At 58.1% G+C, this 18,695-nt stretch carries 20 protein-coding genes; 7 read left to right on the top strand and 13 right to left on the bottom strand.

The genetic code is table 11. The features are described from left to right. Position 1: 1 nt before the first annotated feature. The 3 genes from ABLN87_RS19620 to ABLN87_RS19610 are packed head-to-tail and all read right to left on the bottom strand — an operon-like array spanning position 2 to position 2,093. On the bottom strand, positions 2–529 hold the full coding sequence (locus ABLN87_RS19620) for a hypothetical protein (protein ID WP_353013510.1): 528 nt from the start codon (positions 527–529) through the stop codon (positions 2–4). Continuing rightward, positions 526–1,371, bottom strand: a complete 846-nt coding sequence (locus ABLN87_RS19615) for a GNAT family N-acetyltransferase (RefSeq protein WP_353013508.1) — start codon at positions 1,369–1,371, stop codon at positions 526–528. Before ABLN87_RS19615 ends, ABLN87_RS19620 begins: the two co-directional genes overlap by 4 nt. Next, positions 1,368–2,093 carry a 16S rRNA (uracil(1498)-N(3))-methyltransferase gene (locus ABLN87_RS19610; protein ID WP_353013506.1) on the bottom strand — a complete coding sequence of 242 codons (726 nt, stop codon included), beginning with the start codon at positions 2,091–2,093 and terminating at the stop codon, positions 1,368–1,370. Before ABLN87_RS19610 ends, ABLN87_RS19615 begins: the two co-directional genes overlap by 4 nt. 12 nt (positions 2,094–2,105) lie before the next feature. Between ABLN87_RS19610 and ubiA the strand changes: the two genes are divergently transcribed. The 4 genes from ubiA to ABLN87_RS19590 all read left to right on the top strand — a co-directional run bounded on the left by ubiA (position 2,106) and on the right by ABLN87_RS19590 (position 5,939). After that, positions 2,106–3,068, top strand: a complete 963-nt coding sequence (ubiA, locus tag ABLN87_RS19605; RefSeq protein ID WP_353013504.1) for a 4-hydroxybenzoate octaprenyltransferase — start codon at positions 2,106–2,108, stop codon at positions 3,066–3,068. Between the two features lie 63 nt (positions 3,069–3,131). Then, positions 3,132–5,051 (top strand): OmpA family protein, encoded by a 1,920-nt coding sequence (locus ABLN87_RS19600; protein ID WP_353013503.1) that lies wholly within the window; start codon positions 3,132–3,134, stop codon positions 5,049–5,051. 1 nt (position 5,052) lies between these two features. Then, on the top strand, positions 5,053–5,373 hold the full coding sequence (locus ABLN87_RS19595) for a hypothetical protein (protein ID WP_170446384.1): 321 nt from the start codon (positions 5,053–5,055) through the stop codon (positions 5,371–5,373). Between the two features lie 107 nt (positions 5,374–5,480). Further along, positions 5,481–5,939, top strand: coding sequence for a hypothetical protein (locus ABLN87_RS19590; protein WP_353013501.1), 459 nt, complete (start codon positions 5,481–5,483; stop codon positions 5,937–5,939). An 81-nt stretch (positions 5,940–6,020) separates the two neighbouring features. Here the strand turns inward: ABLN87_RS19590 and ABLN87_RS19585 are convergent, their stop codons facing one another. From ABLN87_RS19585 to pgsA, 3 genes are read right to left on the bottom strand one after another with little or no spacing between them, the layout of a single operon-like run. Further along, positions 6,021–6,464 carry a molybdenum cofactor biosynthesis protein MoaE gene (locus ABLN87_RS19585; RefSeq protein WP_353013499.1) on the bottom strand — a complete coding sequence of 148 codons (444 nt, stop codon included), beginning with the start codon at positions 6,462–6,464 and terminating at the stop codon, positions 6,021–6,023. A gap of 1 nt (position 6,465) precedes the next feature. Then, on the bottom strand, positions 6,466–6,711 hold the full coding sequence (gene moaD, locus ABLN87_RS19580; protein ID WP_353013497.1) for a molybdopterin converting factor subunit 1: 246 nt from the start codon (positions 6,709–6,711) through the stop codon (positions 6,466–6,468). A gap of 3 nt (positions 6,712–6,714) precedes the next feature. Next, positions 6,715–7,383, bottom strand: a complete 669-nt coding sequence (gene pgsA / locus ABLN87_RS19575) for a CDP-diacylglycerol--glycerol-3-phosphate 3-phosphatidyltransferase (RefSeq protein ID WP_353013495.1) — start codon at positions 7,381–7,383, stop codon at positions 6,715–6,717. 170 nt (positions 7,384–7,553) lie between these two features. Between pgsA and ABLN87_RS19570 the strand changes: the two genes are divergently transcribed. Then, positions 7,554–8,438: a DMT family transporter gene (locus ABLN87_RS19570; protein WP_353013493.1), complete on the top strand. Its 885-nt coding sequence runs from the start codon at positions 7,554–7,556 to the stop codon at positions 8,436–8,438. On the opposite strand, the gene uvrC is transcribed toward ABLN87_RS19570, so the two are convergent. The 6 genes from uvrC to ABLN87_RS19540 form a co-directional block, all read right to left on the bottom strand. Beyond that, a complete protein-coding gene (uvrC, locus tag ABLN87_RS19565) occupies positions 8,435–10,309 on the bottom strand; it encodes an excinuclease ABC subunit UvrC (RefSeq protein ID WP_353013491.1) in 1,875 nt (624 codons plus the stop codon). The genes ABLN87_RS19570 and uvrC overlap by 4 nt on opposite strands. A 290-nt stretch (positions 10,310–10,599) precedes the next feature. Then, positions 10,600–11,379, bottom strand: a complete 780-nt coding sequence (locus ABLN87_RS19560; RefSeq protein ID WP_353013489.1) for an SDR family oxidoreductase — start codon at positions 11,377–11,379, stop codon at positions 10,600–10,602. A 21-nt stretch (positions 11,380–11,400) separates the two neighbouring features. Beyond that, positions 11,401–12,351 carry a calcium/sodium antiporter gene (locus tag ABLN87_RS19555; protein WP_170535642.1) on the bottom strand — a complete coding sequence of 317 codons (951 nt, stop codon included), beginning with the start codon at positions 12,349–12,351 and terminating at the stop codon, positions 11,401–11,403. A 168-nt stretch (positions 12,352–12,519) separates the two neighbouring features. Continuing rightward, a complete protein-coding gene (locus ABLN87_RS19550) occupies positions 12,520–13,317 on the bottom strand; it encodes a S49 family peptidase (RefSeq protein WP_353013487.1) in 798 nt (265 codons plus the stop codon). A gap of 103 nt (positions 13,318–13,420) precedes the next feature. Beyond that, the gene (locus ABLN87_RS19545; protein ID WP_170535638.1) at positions 13,421–14,182 is read right to left on the bottom strand and encodes an ABC transporter permease; all 762 of its coding nucleotides are present in this window, start codon (positions 14,180–14,182) and stop codon (positions 13,421–13,423) included. Then, positions 14,179–15,108, bottom strand: a complete 930-nt coding sequence (locus ABLN87_RS19540) for an ABC transporter ATP-binding protein (protein WP_353013485.1) — start codon at positions 15,106–15,108, stop codon at positions 14,179–14,181. The genes ABLN87_RS19545 and ABLN87_RS19540 overlap by 4 nt, the downstream gene beginning before the upstream one ends. Before the next feature lie 159 nt (positions 15,109–15,267). Between ABLN87_RS19540 and ABLN87_RS19535 the strand changes: the two genes are divergently transcribed. Beyond that, on the top strand, positions 15,268–16,377 hold the full coding sequence (locus ABLN87_RS19535; RefSeq protein WP_353013483.1) for a CaiB/BaiF CoA transferase family protein: 1,110 nt from the start codon (positions 15,268–15,270) through the stop codon (positions 16,375–16,377). A gap of 61 nt (positions 16,378–16,438) precedes the next feature. Here ABLN87_RS19535 and hemE read toward each other — a convergent pair whose 3' ends face one another. Beyond that, positions 16,439–17,473: a uroporphyrinogen decarboxylase gene (gene hemE / locus ABLN87_RS19530; RefSeq protein WP_353013481.1), complete on the bottom strand. Its 1,035-nt coding sequence runs from the start codon at positions 17,471–17,473 to the stop codon at positions 16,439–16,441. A 107-nt stretch (positions 17,474–17,580) separates the two neighbouring features. On the opposite strand from hemE, the gene hemC reads away from it, so the two are divergent. After that, entirely contained in the window at positions 17,581–18,552 is a 972-nt protein-coding gene (gene hemC, locus ABLN87_RS19525) for a hydroxymethylbilane synthase (protein ID WP_353013479.1), read from the top strand. Positions 18,553–18,695 lie beyond the last annotated feature (143 nt).

Raw genomic sequence — 18,695 nt, 5'->3', positions numbered from 1 at the left:
GTCAATGCAGCCGAAGGTGGGCGGGGCGGGATGGTGTGCGTTCCCAGATGACCACCGGATGGGCCGAGCGGCCGTTCAATTCCATCAGCATTTGTTCGGTTTTCAACCCGGGCAGCGCCGAGAAGACATCGAATAGCGCCTCAGCCCCTTCCGCATTCACAGGAATGTGAAGCGCTGGTTGTCCGGGTTGATCCAAAACCCAATGTGCCGGGGCTGAGGTGGGATCAAGCGCCAGCCTCTCAATCTCACGCGTGGCGACCATGCCACCGTCCAACGGGCCGAAATAGGTAATCTGGCCCTCGTCCACCGTCACAATGCCCTGCCCGCCCGATCCCGTGCGGAACCGGGCACGCTGAACCCCGATCACGGCCAAGGCGCTAGAGACCACGACCAGCACCCATCCAAGCCATCCCAGCAAACCACCCGGCCCACCAATCCAGCTAAGGCCAAGGATCAGAACAAACACAGCGATCAGCACTTCGCGCCAGCGCCAGAGGGCAAGTTTTGCTTCGGGTCGGATAAAGCTCATGCGATTACCTTTTGTGGGTTTTGTAGAAGCGCGATGCGATACCAGCCAACTTGCTGGAACCCGAGCGCCTCGTAAGCCCGTGCGGCAGGTGGATTATTGGCGAACAGAACGGCGGTATCCGCTCCCTGCGCTTTTGCCTTTTGTAGCAGAGCGGTGGTGACCTTGCGGCCAAACCCTCGGTTTCTGGTCTCGCGTGGCACAAAAACACCGCCAACCTGGATGTGGCCTGCCACCGTCGCGTTGATCGCTGCCATGGCAACCGGGATACCTTCATCCAGCAGAAGAACGGAGCGGCCGGATTGGACATCCATCGTGACGCGACCGTCAGCCATATCGCGCGCTTCCTGACCGCTGGCCTGACCAGTGTCCTCGAAGTAGTCTGCAAACCAATTTAGCAGGATCGGGCGGTCCGCGTCGGTAGGGACGCGATATGGCATCGGAGCTGTCGGGAGCTTCTGCAGATCAAGGCGATAAAGCGGCTCATCACGGTGCAGGCGATACGCTGCCTCCCCAAGGCCCAGCGCGTTCAGAATAACCTGAACCTGCGGGGCAACGCCCGTCATACCCAATACTGTCTGACCCTTGATCATGTCTGCGAAACCGTGCGCAGCCTCTGGCGTGGCGTCTGGCAGCTGCGCCATCAGATACCCCTTTTGGGTCAGGCCAAACAGGCCTTCGATCTGGTTTTTTCCCCAGACAAAGAATCGAGTCGAATGCTCAGACTCTGTGAACCCCACGCCATGCGCTGCTAGATTACTGCGCAGGAACATGGATGTATCCGGATAGTCGGCCAGAAACACCTCAATCGCCGGGGCATCAGATTGGTTGGCTTCCCGGATCACGACCAATCCCCCAATGCCTGTTGCCACATGGTCAGCGCCGCCACTGCCGCGGTATCGGCGCGTAGGATACGCGGCCCGAGGCTGGCCACATGCGCATAGGGCAATGAATTCAAACGCGCGCGCTCTTTGTTAGAAAACCCGCCCTCGGGACCGATCAGAATGGCCCAGGGCTGGCCTTTCTCATTGGCGGCCAATCGAAGGGCCGAGCCGACCTCGGCCTCATCACAAAACATCAGGTTCCGCCCCTCGGGCCATGTGTCCAGCACCCGCTCCAGACGCTGCAAATCAGCGACTTCGGGCACGTAGGTTCCACCGCATTGCTCGGCTGCCTCAACAGCATGGGCTTGAAGGCGATCTTGCCGGATACGTTCGGAATTGGTGAATTCGGTCTGAACAGGCAGAATCCGAGCGGCCCCCATCTCGGTTGCTTTTTCCACGATGAAATCCGTGCGCGCCTTTTTGATCGGTGCAAAAAGAAGCCACAAATCAGGGGGCAGTTGCAGTGGTTTGATCTGTTCCATACAGCTGAGAACGCCGCCGCGTTTTCCGGCCTCGGCCACCTCGGCCAGCCACTCGCCATCCTCGCCATTGAACAGCGCCACAGTCCCACCCACCGACAGGCGCATGACACCGAACAGGTAACGGGCCTGCTCACGCGTCAATTCAACGGATTGCCCCTGACCCAAAGGCTGATCTACATACAGTCTGATCTTCGCACTCATGAGGCCTTACATATGCAAGGCAATGCCCCAACACCAGATGGTCAGGTCGCTGATGCCGTAAGCGGCAACTGGGTAGACACATATGCCCCGGACTTCACCCGCCCGTATCTGCGCCTCAGCCGCGCGGACCGACCTATCGGCACATGGCTACTGCTGATTCCCTGTTGGTGGGGTTTGGCGCTCGCAATTTTGCATGACGGGCAACCAAGGCTCGAAGATTTGTGGATCGCCATTGGTTGTGCACTGGGTGCCTTCCTGATGCGCGGGGCGGGCTGCACATGGAATGACATCACGGATCGCGAGTTTGACGCGCAAGTGGAACGCACGCGGTCGCGCCCTCTGCCATCCGGGCAGGTCACCGTTCGGCAAGCTGTGATCTGGATGATCCTGCAATGTGTGCTCGCTCTGGGCATCCTGCTCAGCTTCAACCAAGCAGCAATTGCGATGGGCGTCCTGTCGCTGTTGCCCGTGACGATCTATCCCTTTGCCAAACGGTTCACATGGTGGCCACAGGTGTTTCTGGGCCTTGCATTCAACTGGGGCGCTTTGCTGGCTTGGGCGGCCCACACGGGCAGTTTGGGATGGCCCGCAATCACGCTCTATCTGGCGGGGATTGCGTGGACGTTGTTTTATGACACCATCTACGCGCATCAGGATGCGGAAGATGACGAGCTTGTAGGCATCAAATCCACAGCACGCCTGTTTGGTACCGATACCGCAAATTGGCTCAAATATTTTCTGGTGGCCACAGTTGCGCTGATGGGGTTGGCGATTGTGGATGCCATGGTGCCCCACGCATCTATTCTGGCACTGGTCATCGCCCTTGGCGGTCCCTGGGCCATGGGTTGGCACATGATGTGGCAGTTGCGCGGGCTGGATATCGAAGACAATAGAAAGCTGCTGCAACTGTTCCATTCCAACCGGGACACCGGCCTTATTCCGCTGATCTTCCTCTGCGTCGCATTGCTGCTCTGATTGCACCTGCTGGCCGGGGTCTGTAAGAGTTCGCCAAACGCCCGAGGAGTTCAAAGCCCGCACATGCGTCTGCCCTATGTTCTGTCTGTTTCCCTGATCTTTGTTGTGTCTGCGGGGCTTTCACTGTTGGCGGCCAGTTTTGCCGTCACAAAGATCGAGGAAACGTCGGAATTTGCGGTGCGCCGCGCGCTGGACCTGAACGGCCACGATTGGGCCGAAGTGCAATCCGACGGGTTGCGCGTTGTTCTGACCGGGACCGCACCGGATGAAGCCAAACGCTTTAACGCTCTGACCGCCGCAGGCACCGAGGTCGATACCTCGCGGGTCATCGACGAGATGGATGTCACCCTAACCACCGCTCTGGCCGCGCCCCGCTTTTCGACTGAGATTCTGCGCAATGACAGCGGTATCTCGATCATTGGCTTGATCCCGGCCAGTGAGGATCGGGAGGAACTTGTAGACAGGTTAAACGATCTGGACCCGACCGTGGCGGTGTCGGATCTGATGGAAACCGCGGACTATCCCAAGCCAGATGGCTGGGACGATGCCATCACCTATGCCATCAGCGCGCTGTCACGGCTTCCCCGTGCCAAAATATCGGCCAGCCCAGGGCTGGTCCGAGTGACTGCGATTGCCGACAGTCAGGCCGAGAAAGAACGGCTGGAGCAGGCGCTGACCCGCTCTGCCCCACCCAGCTTGCAGATCGGCCTGTCGATCTCGGCCCCGCGTCCGGTGATCACACCCTTCACGCTGCGATATCTCATCGGGGCTGATGGCGGGCAGTTCGATGCGTGTTCGGCCCAGGATGAAAAAGCCCGCGACCAGATCATGGCGGCGGCTCAGTCCGCAGGTTTGACCGCCCCGTTCAGCTGTACGATTGGCCTGGGCGTCCCTACGCCGCGCTGGCCCGAGGCGGCTTCGCTGGGGATCAAGGCTCTGGCTGAAATCGGCCAGGGGTCATTGACCATATCAGACGCAGATATGACCCTGATCGCTGCGCAGGGCACAAATCCGAACGTGTTTGATCGTGTGGTGGGCGAGTTGGAAAACGCCCTGCCCGAGGTCTTCGCCCTGCACGCCGTTCTGCCGGAACCAGAGGCGGAGGGGGCAAACGAACCCACCGAATTCTCGGCTACCCGCAGCCCCGAGGGCCTTGTGCAACTGCGCGGCCGGGTCGGTGACGAAACACTGCGCGACATGGTCGACAGTTATGCCCGCGCAACCTTTGGCTCGGAACAGGTGCACACAGCCACCCGCGTTGTTCCCGACCTTCCGGGGGACTGGCCCGTGCGCGTGCTGGCCGGGCTTGAGGCACTGTCCCAGCTTCACAACGGTGCGCTGACCGTCACGACGGAGACGGTCGACCTGCACGGCATCAGCCATGACGAAGAGGCAAAGGCCCGGATCGCTCGCCTGTTGTCCGAGAAACTGGGCGACGCGCAAGAATTCAGCCTGTCGATCACCTACGTGGAGCCGCCCGAGCCCGAGGACGCCCTGCCCGACCCAGAGCAATGCGAAGAACAGATCGCCCAGATACAGTCCGCCAGCAAAATCGCGTTTGAGCCCGGTTCTGCCACGATTGCAAGCGACTCGCGCGATACAGTTAATCAGATCGCTGACATCCTGCGCGATTGTGGTCCTATCCGGATGGAGATTCAGGGTCATACCGACAGTCAAGGCCGTGAAGAGATGAACCAGCAACTCAGCCAGGCGCGCGCGCAATCCATCTTAAACGAGTTGCGCGGACGGCGAATTCCGACCTCGAGCTACACGGCCGTTGGCTATGGTGAAACTCAGCCCATCGCCGACAATGACAGCGAAGAGGGCCGAGAAGAAAACCGTCGGATCGAGTTTCGTCTGATCCGCCCCGCGCCCACTGAGAACACCGAGACAGGGCTGGAAGCGCTTGAGTCCGAGACAGGCGCGGCAGAACAGACCGACACGACCGCATCGGCACCCGATGCGGATGCAGAGGACCAGTAAGTTGAACAGAATCGAATTCATCATCGCCACAGCCATCATCCTGTTCGCGGCGTTCTGCATGGGCTGGTTCGCCAACTGGCTGGCGCACCGCCTGTCACGGGTCCGTCAAAGCGACGTGGCCGATCTGGACCGGATGAGCCAGGAATTGCACGAAGCCGAAGAAACCCGCGATCAGGCGATCACCTACCTGCAACAGCGCGAGGCCGAGTTGACCAACCAGCTTACGCAGACCGAGGCCGAGCTGGCCGCCGCGATGGACGGGCTGCGCGCCGCAAGGCAAGAGGCCGAAGAACTGCGCGGTCGGATCAACAACGCGGATTAAAGATAGTTCTGAACGCCCGCAAATCTAGTGGAAATTGGAAACGGTCTCACCTCTGTGTCAGTCCAAGCAGCCTCAGCTGCAATTCGCGATTGAGAAAGTAAGATATTATGAGCGGCGCAGACGAAATGACTTGGGCATTGCTAGAAGGATTGGAGTTGGTCATCGATGATTGCGAAAACGTTCTTTGGGCCACAAGCTCTCAGGTATGCCAAAAAAGTTCGAAAGGTGGGTACCCAATTCACCTGATTGCGGCACTATTCTTTGAACTCAAACCCGACCTTGACGCTCAGATTCATGATCTCGTTGAACAATATCACGAATATTGGGTGAGAGGCGATCGTCAGGTATCTCTTAAGGCGATTAACCTTTATCGTCGCTCTCTTCTCGGATCGTCCGAAGACCTGAACGACGTATTGATGGGGATGCAATTTCTGACTGGCGACGTTCCCTGGAGCACTGCGCAAGACGGAATTCTGTTCTATATTTGTGTCGATCTGCGCAAAGCGGGAATCAGCGTGGCTCGTTTGAAGCAAGCCCTCAGATTGTCAATCAACGAAAGTACCTAAATGCAAGGTTCGGTTACATCCGAGCTGTAAATACCAAAATAATGCCTGTAGCAGCGGCGTTCGTGGCTTTGAGAGTTTTCCTTACCACCGCCCCAGCGCGTCTTCGTCCTCATCCTTGGCGGCAACCCATTCCGCGCCAGAGCGCGTGATCTCTTTCTTCCAAAACGGCGCGCGGGATTTGAGGTAGTCCATAAGGTACTCGGCCGCCTCGAACGCATCCTTGCGATGTGGCGCGGCAGTGGCCACCATCATGATCCGGTCCCCTGGCGACAACCGCCCATAGCGATGAATTACCAGCACGTCCCCCAATGACCAACGCGCCTGCGCCTCTTCGGCGATCTTGGTCAGGGCACGCTCGGTCATGCCCGGATAGTGTTCAATCTCCATCACGTCCAGATCGCCCGAGGCCAGATCACGCACCACGCCGGTAAAGGTCACGATGGCGCCATTGACGTCGTCTCCAGTTGCAAAAGCATTGGCCTCGGCCCCCAGATCGAACGGCTGTTCCTGAACGACGATACGCATGTCAGCCGCCGGTCATGGGCGGGAAAAACGCCACTTCGCGTACACCGTCCAAGGGCGCATCGAAATCCGACAGTTCCTGATCCAACGCCACCCGCAGGGCAGAGATATCGGCAAATGCAGCAGCATAGCGCTCTTCACGCGCGCTGAGTTCCGCAACCAGTTCCGACACGGTCGCTGCGTCTGTCTCGACCTTCTCTTTCGGCAGACCGATCCGCTCGCGCACCCAGGCAAAATACAGCACGTTCATCGGTTAGCTCTCCTTCAGATGAGGCATGGCTTTACGTAGGTAGTCATAGCCGGTGATCAATGTCAGGGTCGCAGCGATCCACAGCAGCCATAGGCCGATCTGGCCTGACCATTCCCTTCCAGCATCTTTCCAGACTAGGCCTTGTAGGTCTTCTTCCCTACCTGAGAGTATCTCTTGGACAAGAAAATCGTCCATGCCGTACTGAGACATATAGAAGTAGTGTTCGAAAATACCTTGCGAGAACAAAGTCGCAATTGCGATCATTTGCGCAGTGGTCTTCCACTTGGCCAATTTGGTGACCTTGAGCGTTCCTGCGACATCACCCAGATACTCCCGGAGTCCGGAAACGAAGACTTCACGAAACAAGATCACGGTGGCGGGCAGAACCAGCCACGGGGTCCAATGTGCACCAGAATAGCCAACAAGGATCATCAGCGCGATGACCACCATGGCTTTATCTGCAATCGGGTCCAGCATCGCCCCGATCTTGGTTTCCTGCTTCCACGCCCGCGCCAGATAGCCATCGAACCAATCGGTAATCGCCGCAGTCATGAACAGGATCAGCGCAAACCAATCCGCGTAAGGGCGGGTGAAATACAGAAACATTACGGCCAGACCGGGGGCCGCCAGCAGGCGCAGCAGGGTCAGAATATTCGGCAAGTTCCACTTCATGGGCAGACCCTACATCGCCGGGTCAGGACAGAAAAGACAAAGGGTTAAAAATCCGCACCAATCCCAGAGGCTTGGTCAAAGTGGCACAGCCGACCAGATGCACGCTTTTTCGCCCTTGGCCCAGGGCCGGAATGACGTCAGATTGCGGATGAATTTGCCAAGGGCACAGAATGACCGCACATATCGAAACGGACGCGCGCGCAAATTTGATCGGCAGCGCCTGGATGATCGGCGCGATGGCGTGTTTCGCGCTGGAGGATGCGCTGCTGAAAGCCACCGCCCTGGCCTTGCCCATCTGGCAAACACTGGTCCTGTTCGGGCTGGGCGGGTCGTTGATCTTTGCCAGCGTCGCCATGGCGCGTGGCACACGCCTGTGGCAGCCAGATGTCCTGTCGCCTGCAATGAAAATCCGTGCAGTTTTTGAAATTCTGGGGCGCCTGTTCTACATTCTGGCCTTCACGCTGACCCCATTGTCCTCGGCCACAGTAATTCTGCAAGCCACACCGCTTGTTGTTGTCGCCTGTGCGGCGCTGCTGTTCGGCGAAACCGTTGGCTGGCGGCGGTGGAGCGCCATTCTTGTGGGTCTGATCGGTGTTGTCATCATCATCCAACCAACAGGCGACAGCTTCAGCGTCCTATCTTTGCTTGCCGTGTTCGGGATGCTGGGGTTTGCGGGGCGTGATCTGGCCAGCCGCGCGGCGCCGGCCAGTCTGGGCACCGAAGTACTAGGGTTTTATGGCTTCGTCTGTGTGATCATCGCGGGGTTTGCCTATAGCTTTTGGGAGCAAGCACCCATTGTATCGCTACCCCTCGACACAAGCCTGCATATGACCGGCGCCGTGATCCTTGGAACCATTGCCTACGCGTCGCTGATGAAGGCCATGCGGACCGGAGAAGTGTCGGCCGTGACGCCCTTCCGCTACTCGCGCCTGCTGTTCGGGGTTGCGTTGGGCGTGATCTTCTTTGGCGAGCATCTGGATCAGACCATGTGGATCGGCAGCGCGCTGATCGTGGCATCTGGGCTTTACATACTGTGGCGCGGGCGGCGGACCTAGCCCTTGTCATGGAAGAAATCGTAGACTTTTTGCGCCAACCCGGCTGAGATCCCCTCGACCGCTTTCAGATCCGCCAGATTGGCGCGGCTGACCGCCTTGGCGCTGCCGAAATGGGTCAGCAAAGCACGTTTGCGCGCCGCACCCACGCCGGGAATTTCATCCAGTGGCGTCGCCCCAACGGCCTTGGCGCGTTTCGCGCGATGGGTGCCGATAGCAAAGCGGTGTGCCTCATCCCTGAGACGTTGAATGAAATACAATACGGGGTCGTTGCGTTTCAGGGCAAAGGGGCGCTGACCGATGCGGTGGAATTCTTCCTTACCGTGGTCCCTGTCGACGCCCTTGGCGACACCAACCATCGGGATGTCTTCAACGCCATACTGCTCCATGATCTCTTGCACTGCGCTCACCTGCCCGGCCCCACCGTCGATCAGCAACAGGTCCGGCCACATGCCTTTGTCGCGGTCGGGGTCTTCCTTTTGCAAGCGCGTAAAGCGACGGGTCAGAACCTCTTTCATCATGCCAAAGTCATCGCCGGGTGTCAGGTCATCGCCACGTATGTTGAACTTGCGATAGGCGTTTTTCATGTACCCTTCGGGCCCTGCCACGATCATGCCACCCACCGCATTGGTGCCCTGGATATGAGAGTTGTCGTAAACCTCGATTCGTGCCGGAGGCGCATCCAGATCAAACGCTTCGGCCACACCGCGCAGCAGCTTGGCCTGTGTGGCACTTTCCGACATGCGGCGCGCCAGCGACTCACGCGCGTTGCGCAGGGCTCCGGCGACCAGCTCCTGCTTTTCACCGCGTTGAGGCACAAGGATTTCAACCTTGCGACCTGCCTTCACGGTCAGCGCCTCTTGCATCAGGTCGGCGTTTTCGATCCCATCGGACAGGATCAACTGACGCGGCGGTTCCTTATTGTCGTAGAACTGGCCGAGGAAGGCCTCCATCACTTCAGCCGGGGACACATCCGCCCCGACCCGAGGATAGAAATCCTTGTTCCCCCAGTTCTGGTTGGCGCGGATGAAAAACACCTGCACGCAAGCCTGTCCGCTGTCCATATAAAGGCCAATCACATCCGCCTCGGTCACGCCGCGCGGGTTGATGCCCTGAGAGGTCTGAACCTGGGTCAACGCCCGGATACGATCCCGCAGGCCAGCGGCGCGTTCGAACTCCATCGCTTCAGACGCGGCCATCATCTGGCCGGCCAGATCTTCCTGCACCTTGGTGGATCGACCCGACAGAAACCGTTCTGCATCCTTAACGCTTTCGCGATAGTCACCCTCGGAAATCAGACCAACACACGGTCCCGAACATCGTTTGATCTGATAGAGCAGACAGGGTCGCGTACGGCTGTCGAACATGGAATCCGAGCAATTGCGCAGCAGGAATGCCTTTTGCAACTGGTTCAGCGTCCGGTTCACCGCACCCGCACTGGCGAAGGGGCCGAAATACGTGCCTTTTTCCTTCTTCGCCCCACGATGCTTTTTGATCTGCGGAAAGGCATGATCCTTGGCAACCAGTATGTTCGGGAAACTCTTATCGTCGCGCAGCAGCACGTTGTACTTGGGCTTGAGCTGCTTGATCAGGTTCTGCTCCAGCAGCAGCGCTTCGGTCTCGGTCCGAGTGGTCAGGAACATCATCGATGCGGTTGCGGCGATCATCTTCTCGATCCGCCCCGAATGCCCCGGGCGCGTATAGTTCGACACCCGTGCTTTCAGGTTTCGCGCTTTGCCCACGTACAAAACCCGACTATCGGCATCCAACATCCGATAGACGCCAGGCGAACTGTCCAGCGTCTTCAGATAGCGCTGAATGCAGGCGTAGCCGCTTGGCTGAGTGTCCGAGGTCGATTCGCTTGGGCCGGTCATAACTCTGAGATATGATTCTCTGACATTGGCTGCAATCTTGTGGACCGCAGTTCAAGAGAAAACAAATCCACGGTTTCTGTGGATAAGTATGCAGATAAGTTTCCCTGATCTGGGAATCTTCCTTGATTCATTGCCAGTTCGCCGATTTGCACAAAAATTAGGCGCTCTCCTAATGCTTTGTTTTATAATGTTATTTTTTTGAGACGCTGACAAGTGCATGAAAAAAAAGACATTTTTGTAACGCGCATGTAACAGAAAAGCGAGCGGTGCAAAACTTGCAGCGGATTTACCTATTCTACGCCCAGAACATCGGGGGTTTGCCACCCCAGATGCTGCCCGCCATCAACGCATAAAAGCTGCCCTGTGACCGCATGAGCATCGAGAAAATAGCCAAGTGCCGCCGTGATATCCGAGGGATTCGCACCACGTTCCAGCACCGTGCTCGCGCGTTGGGCCTGAAAGTGCTCCTCAGACTGTCGATGGCCTTGCATGGTCGGGCCGGGCCCAATGGCGTTGACCCGGATCGCAGGTGTCAGTGCCTGCGCCGCGGTACGAGTCAGTGCCCAAAGCCCCATCTTGGCAATGGTGTAGGTCATGAATTCCGGCGTCAGTTTGCGTACCCGCATGTCCACCATGTTGACGATCAGCCCGGTCGCCACCGGTTCACCCTGCGCATCGGTTTCGGGCTGCAGGCCCTGTTCTGCCATGGCCTGCGTCAGCACGAAGGGTGCCCGCAGGTTGCTATCGATGTGCCGGTCCCAGCTTTGTCGCGTGGCCGTGTGGATGTTGTCATACTCAAAGATCGAGGCATTGTTCACCAGACAGGTCATGGGTCCGCCCAGCGCCTCAGCCGCGCGTGGAAGCAGCGCCGCAACCTGAGTCTCGTCCAACAGATCCGCCTGCAGCGGAACCGCCTTGCGGCCCAGGGCTTCGATCTGTGCAACCGTCTCTGATGCAGGCTGTTCCGAGGTCGCATAATGAACGGCCACATCATACCCGCGCCCGGCCAGATACAGCGCCATGGCTCGTCCCAAACGGATACCTGCTCCGGTCACTAAGGCTCGGGACATGGGCTACCTCTCTTTGTCAGATCACATCAGCAATGCAGTGAGATAAAGCGCATAAAGAAACGTCAAGACCAGACCCCAGATGCGCGAGATATCCTGTTTGAAAAACACAAACGGGATCAGCAGCAGCGAGGCCCCCAGCATCACCCACAGGTCAAAGCGCAGGAATTCCGGGTCGACGGGGATGTTGCCGAACCAAGTGGCAATGCCGACAATGGCCAGAAGGTTGAACATGTTCGACCCGATCACATTGCCTAGCGCCACATCTGCCTGCCGCCGCAGCGCGGCCATAACCGTTGTCGCCAACTCGGGCAAAGACGTCCCAATCGCGACCAGCGTGAGGCCGATCACGGTTTCGCTGATGCCATACATACGTGCGATAATTGTGGCGTTGTCCACCAGAAGGTGCGCGCCCATCGGCAAACCAATCAGGCCCAGGATCAGGTAGATCGAAATCTTCCAATACGGCATGTCTGGATCAGCCTCTTCCAGACCATCCAACTCATCATCAGCCGCGCAGGCTTTGCGATGTGCTTTTGCATCCCGAAACGCGTTCCACAGAACCAGCCCAAGTGCGGCCAACAGGATTGCGCCGCTGAACAGGTTGAAGACACCACAAAAGGCCAGGCCAATGAACAGAACACTCGCCAGCAACATAAAGACATAGCTTTTGCGGCTGTCGCACTCGCTTGTGTGCAGGGTCGCCAGCAATGCGGGCACACCCAGTACCAACAGGATGTTGGCCGTATTGGATCCAACGACATTGCCGAGCGCAAGACCAGGCGCACCTTCGTCAATCGCGCTGATGGCGATCAACAATTCAGGCGCCGAGGTTCCAAAGGCCACGATGGTCAGGCTGACGATCAGGGCAGGCACCCCCAACCTCAGGCTCAGGTTCACTGCGCCGCGTACCAGCGCATCGCCTGCCAATAGCAGGATCACCAAACCCAGGCCGGAGAGCAGCCATGCCGTCATGTCCGGCCTCCTTTTTCACAGGCACAAGGCCCCTTGCCGATCTGGAATCTGCCACAACGCGGACATTTGACCGAGCTCAAACGTTTTTGCCCAGGAAACCGCAGCTTGCCGAACATCGCCAAAACACCCATGGCAACCAGAAACAAGGTGACAATTTTGATGATCACGTCACAAACCGAAACGCGCGTAGGCCGCCCGCTCCTCTAGCCCGGCAATGGCGTCTTGCGCCAGTGAAGCCCCGAAGCGCGACCAAATCGGTTTGCGCACGCCGTAACGACGAAACTTGACCTTCTCGCCGAACCGCTCTTGCATCTTGGGTTTGAGATGGGCGATGCCTTCGATCAACCCCAGCTCCTGAGCGCGTTTTCCAAGCCAGACTTCGCCCGTAAAAAGATCGGCACTTTCGTCCAGCTTGTCCCCACGGCGGGCTTTGACATGCGCAATGAAGTTTTCATGGATGTCGCCCAACAGGCCCTGCAGACGCTTGACGTCTTCCTTCTTTTCCGGCCGGAACGGGTCGAGCATCGATTTCGACTTGCCAGCCGTATGCACGCGCCGCTCGAACCCCTGCTTTGCCAGAAATTCATGCGCTCCAAAGCTGGCAGAAATCACTCCGATCGAACCCAAGACCGAGCTTTCATCGGCCCAAATCTCATCCGCCGCCGCCGCCAGCCAATAGCCACCCGAGGCGGCCACATCCTCGACAAAGGCAACCACCGGGATGTCGAGCTCATCAGACAGTCGCCGAATACGTGATCCAATCAGCGAGCTTTGAACCGGTGAGCCACCCGGAGAGTTGACCTCCAGCGCAACGGCAACCGGCTTTCCCTTGCGAAACGCCTTTTCCAGAACCGGGGCGAGCGAGGTATCGTTCAACGCCCCGCGCCCGGCCATTCCGATGGCCCCGGACAAGCGTATAACAGCGACGACGGGATGTTTTTTGACAAATGGCAGGCTGAGTTTCATGGGTGCCGATGTAGAGTGCCCCCAACCCGTAAACAAGGGACTCATCCGGCCTTAAATGCGACGTGAACCAAATTCACACAGTCGACGGGCAAAAATGCAACGCCTAGCTGCGGATACGCCATCCGGTTTTGAATATCCAACCGATCACCGCAAGGCAGATCAGCGTGAACGCCACAATGGCCAGCAAGCTGAACACAACTGGCACGTCCGCCAGCCCGTAGAACGACCAGCGGAAACCCGATATCAGGTACACGACCGGATTGAACAAGGTGATGGTCTGCCACAAAGGGGGCAGCATCGAAATGGAATAGAATGTGCCCCCCAGAAAGATCAGCGGCGTCACAACAAGCTGCGGCACCAGCGACATCTGTTCAAAGTTGCTGGCCCAGATACCGATGATGAACCCCAGCAGCGAGAAGCTGAGGCAGGACAGGATCAAGAACGCCGCCATCGCAAATGGGTGCTCTATTCGGATATCCACAAAGAATGTCGCCGTGATCAGGATCACCAGACCAACGAACAAAGCCTTGGTCGCGGCCGCACCAACATAACCGATAACAATCTCAATAAAGTTCACCGGGGCCGAGAGCAGCTCGTAAATTGTGCCTAGAAACTTAGGGAAATAGATGCCGAAAGACGCGTTTGAAATCGACAGCGTCACAATCGACAACATGATCAGCCCGGGCACGATGAAGGCACCATAAGACACGCCCTCGACCTCTTGAATGCGGCTGCCGATGGCGGTGCCAAAGACCACGAAGTACAGCGAGGTCGACAGAACAGGTGACAGAAAGCTTTGCGCCAAAGTCCTGAAGAAACGGGTCATTTCAAATCGGTAGATCGCAGCGACAGCAGACCAGTTCATGCGGGCTCTCCCGATACCAGATTGACGAATATCTCTTCTAGGCTGGATTGCCGGGTCTGAACGTCCCGCAAGACCAATCCGGCCTGAGCCACATCATTCAACAGCGTCGTAATCCCGGTTCGATCGGCATTGGTGTCATATGTATAAACCAGCGCATCGCCGTTTCCGTTCAAGGCCAGATTATGAGCAGCCAGACTATCCGGTATCTCTGATATCGAAGCCGCCAGCATCACTTCGATCTGCTTCTTGCCCATCTGCGCCATCAGAGTGTCCTTGTCCTGCACCAGCAGCAACTCACCCTTGTCGATCACCCCGACCCGATCCGCAATCGCCTCGGCCTCTTCGATGTAATGGGTCGTCAGGATGATGGTAACACCGGCCTGTTTCAACTCGGCCACGATCTCCCACATGTCCTTGCGCAGTTCGACATCGACCCCGGCCGTGGGCTCATCCAGAAACAGAATACGGGGCTCATGCGCCAGTGCCTTGGCTATCAGGACCCGCCGCTTCATGCCCCCCGATAGCTCTTTGATCGCATTGCTGCGCTTGTCCCACAGCGACAGCTTCCGCAGTATTTCCTCGATCCGGCTATCGTCGCGCCCATATCCGAACAGGCCGCGCGAAAACCGGACGGTATTGTACACTTTCTCAAAAGGCTCCAGCGCAATTTCCTGCGGCACCAGACCGATCATCCTGCGTGCGGCGCGAAACTCGGCCTGTATGTCGTGGCCGCCAACGGTAACTGACCCGGAACTGGGCGTGGTGATCCCACAGACCGTCGAGATCAGGGTGGTCTTTCCCGCCCCGTTCGGCCCGAGCAGCGCCAGAATTTCCCCTTCTTCAATGTCCAGCGACACGCCTTTCAGCGCCTCAAACCCGTCGGCATAGGATTTGCGCAAATCCTTGATGGACAAAATTGCAGTCATGGCTGGCCCTCGTTTCTGGTCGGAACCATATCGCGCCTTGCCAGCATGCGACAGGTCAGTTCCGCACAGTGTTCTCCGCATTTATTGCGGAAAGATCAATCGCCGCCCTTGCAATCTTACCAATCCGCCGGAAACCTTGGCCAAAACAGGAGGCGCCACATGCTGAACGGACTACGCATCATCGAGGTTGAAGGGCTTGGCCCTGCGCCCTTTGCCGCCATGCTGCTGGCCGATCTCGGCGCGGATGTGATCACCATCCATCGCAAAACAGGCACTCCACCACCGGGAATGCCGGATCGCTCGATCCTGGACCGGGGCAAACGATCCATCGCGCTGGACCTCAAAGACCTGGACGACCTGAAAACCGCAAAACAGCTGATCGACACCGCCGATGCGCTGATCGAAGGGTTCCGCCCCGGCGTGATGGAAAAGCTGGGTCTCGGACCCGATGAATGCCTACGGCGCAATCCAAAACTCGTCTATGGACGCATGACCGGTTGGGGGCAGAACAGCCCTCTGGCCCTGACCGCAGGCCATGATCTGAACTACATCTCTCTTTCCGGTGCGCTTTGGTACGCATCAGCATCCGATGCGGTTCCACAAACCCCAGCCACACTGGTGGGCGATATCGGCGGCGGTGCGATGTATCTGGTAGCAGGGCTGCTCGCAGGCATCATCAACGCCCAAAGCACTGGAGAAGGCACGGTGGTTGACGCCGCCATCTATGACGGCTCGGCCCATATGATGAACCTGCTGATGACCATGCGCCAAACTGGCAACCTGCAAGAGGCACGCGGTCAAAGCCTGCTGGACGGCCCGCATTGGAGCCGCACGTACACCTGTTCGGACGGGCGTTACATCACTGTTCAATGTCTCGAACCCAAATTTTACGCCGAGTTCCTGAAGATCATGGGGTTGTCTGACGACGCCACCTTCGAACCTCAATACAAGCCGACGCTCTGGCCCGAGCAGACCCGTCGCTTGGCGCAGCTATTCTGCAAACATCCGCGGGACCACTGGGCGACCTTGTTCCAAGGCTCAGACGCCTGTGTCGCTCCAGTTCTCAGCCCGGACGAAGCCCTCACCCATCCCATGAACGATATGCGTCAAACATGGCGGAGTGTCGACGGCACCCTTCAGGCAGCAGCCGCGCCGCGCTTCTCAAACCGCCGCTGGACCCCGCAGCCCAGCCCAGCCCGAGGCGAACACGGTGCCGAGATCAAAGCCGAACTCGACCGCTTGCGCCGATCTAACCCTTCATCTGGCTAAAAATATCCCGGGGGATGAATTGGCCGCAGGCCTAGAAGGGGGCTGGCCCCCTTTTCCCCCTTTACCGCCCACGCACAGTGTCGATCATCAACTGCACATTCTCGGGGTCGGCATCCGGCGTGATCCCATGCCCCAGATTGAAGATATGGGGGCCTTTCGAAAACGCCTCGACAATGCGCCGGGTTTCATCCACCAGCGCCTGACCGCCTGTGATCATGTGCGATGACGCAAGATTGCCCTGAACACAGCCGTCTACCTGCACATGGGCCGCCGCCCAATCGGGCGCGACCGAATTGTCCAAAGCGACGCAATCCACGCCGGTTTCTTTGGCAAAGCCAATATAGCCATCGCCCGCTTCTCGCGGAAAACCAATGACCGGGATACCGGGATGGCGCGCCTTGATGGCTTGGGTGATCACTCGGCAAGGCTCGACCGCGTACTTCCGGAACGCTTCACCCTTCAAAGAACCAGCCCAGCTGTCGAAGATTTTGACCACTTCCGCACCCGCTTCGATCTGAGCCGAGAGATATTCGATCGTCGCCAGCGTGATCCGATCCAGCAAAGCTTCAAACAGCGCAGTGTTCCCCTCGCGCAGCGCATGCGCAGGACCCTGATCTGGTGTGCCGCGCCCGGCGATCATATAGGTCGCCACCGTCCAGGGCGCGCCGGCAAAGCCGATCAATGTAGTCTCGGATGGCAACTCGCGCGACAGAATCCGCACAGTTTCATAGACCGGAGACAGTGTTTCATGAATATCCGCAACCGGCTTCAGAACATCAAAGTCCGATTGCTGCGTGACCGTCGACAAACGCGGGCCCTCACCGGTCACGAACCACAGATCAGCACCCAGCGCCTGCGGCACCAATAGAATATCGGCAAACAGGATCGCCGCATCGAACCCGTATCGGCGGATCGGCTGCAACGTAACCTCGGCAGCCAACTCCGGATTATAGCATAGCGACAGGAAATCTCCGGCCTGTGACCGCGTTGCGCGATATTCGGGCAGATACCGGCCAGCCTGACGCATCATCCAGATCGGCGGCACGTCCTGGACTTCACCCGCCAGCGTCCGCAACAGCTTTTTCGTCTCGGCCATCTTTGCCCCCAAGTGTTCTATTTGGTCCACGGGGTCATCCTTTGGCGGCAATTTGTCAAGCGCAGCCCCCATTGTCAGGGCAATGTGACGCGACTAAAGCTGTGCCCATGACACTGACCCTGCCCACCCCCGCATCGCCGCTGAAGATTGGCACCCGAGGCTCGCCGCTTGCTCTGGCGCAAGCCTATGAAACGCGCCAGCGGCTACGTGATGCGTTCGATTTGCCCGAGAACGCGTTTAACATCGTGGTGATCAAAACCACCGGCGACAACCGCGCCATGATCGATGCGGACCGACCGCTGAAAGAAATTGGCAACAAGGGCCTGTTCACCAAGGAGATCGAAGAGGCGATGCTGCGCGGTGACATCGACATCGCGGTTCATTCGACCAAAGACATGCCGGTTGCACAGCCCGCAGGTCTGGTTCTGGACACGTTCCTGCCGCGCGAAGATGTGCGGGATGCCTTCATCTCTCCACAGTTTCAGGCAATCCAGGACCTGCCCCAAGGTGCGGTGGTTGGCACCTCTTCTCTGCGGCGCAAGGCACAACTGCTCAATCGCCGTCCCGATCTGAATGTCGTTGAATTCCGGGGCAATGTTCAGACACGTCTTAAGAAACTGGCAGATGGCGTGGCCGAATGCACGTTTCTGGCCATGGCGGGCATCCGTCGTCTGGACATGGCGGATGTACCAGCCAGCCCGATCTCGCCCGATGAGATGCTGCCTGCCATCGCACAAGGTGCCATCGGGATCGAACGCCGTGGTGATGACAACCGCGCCGCCGAGCTGCTTGAGGCGATCCACCATGTGGAGACCAGCACACGTTTGGCAGCCGAGCGATCCTTGCTGGCAGCGCTGGACGGCTCGTGTGAAACCCCGATCGCTGGGTTGGCCGAGATCAAAAATGGCCAACTGCGACTGCGTGGCGAAGTTCTGCGCCCCGATGGGTCCGAAGCGATTGCCGAAAACGCCACCGGCACTATCGAAGATGGCGTCGAAATGGGCCGCGCCGTGGCTGACATCCTGCTAAAAAATGCAGGTCCGGGATTCTTTGATTGGAAAAAAATCGAAAAATTTTAACCAATGTGAACTTTTTCACAGCGCGGCTCCGGAATTAAGCTGATAGTGTGTTCATACCGGTTGAAAAATCGGGACAGTCTCGAAAGTATCGAAAAGTTTCAAGTTGTTAGTGTTTTAATCAGTGTTCGAGGGGGCGAGGCTGA

The organism is Ruegeria sp. SCP10 (assembly GCF_040329495.1).
Taxonomy (GTDB): domain Bacteria; phylum Pseudomonadota; class Alphaproteobacteria; order Rhodobacterales; family Rhodobacteraceae; genus Ruegeria.
This window is presented reverse-complemented; position numbering and strand designations above follow the sequence as displayed.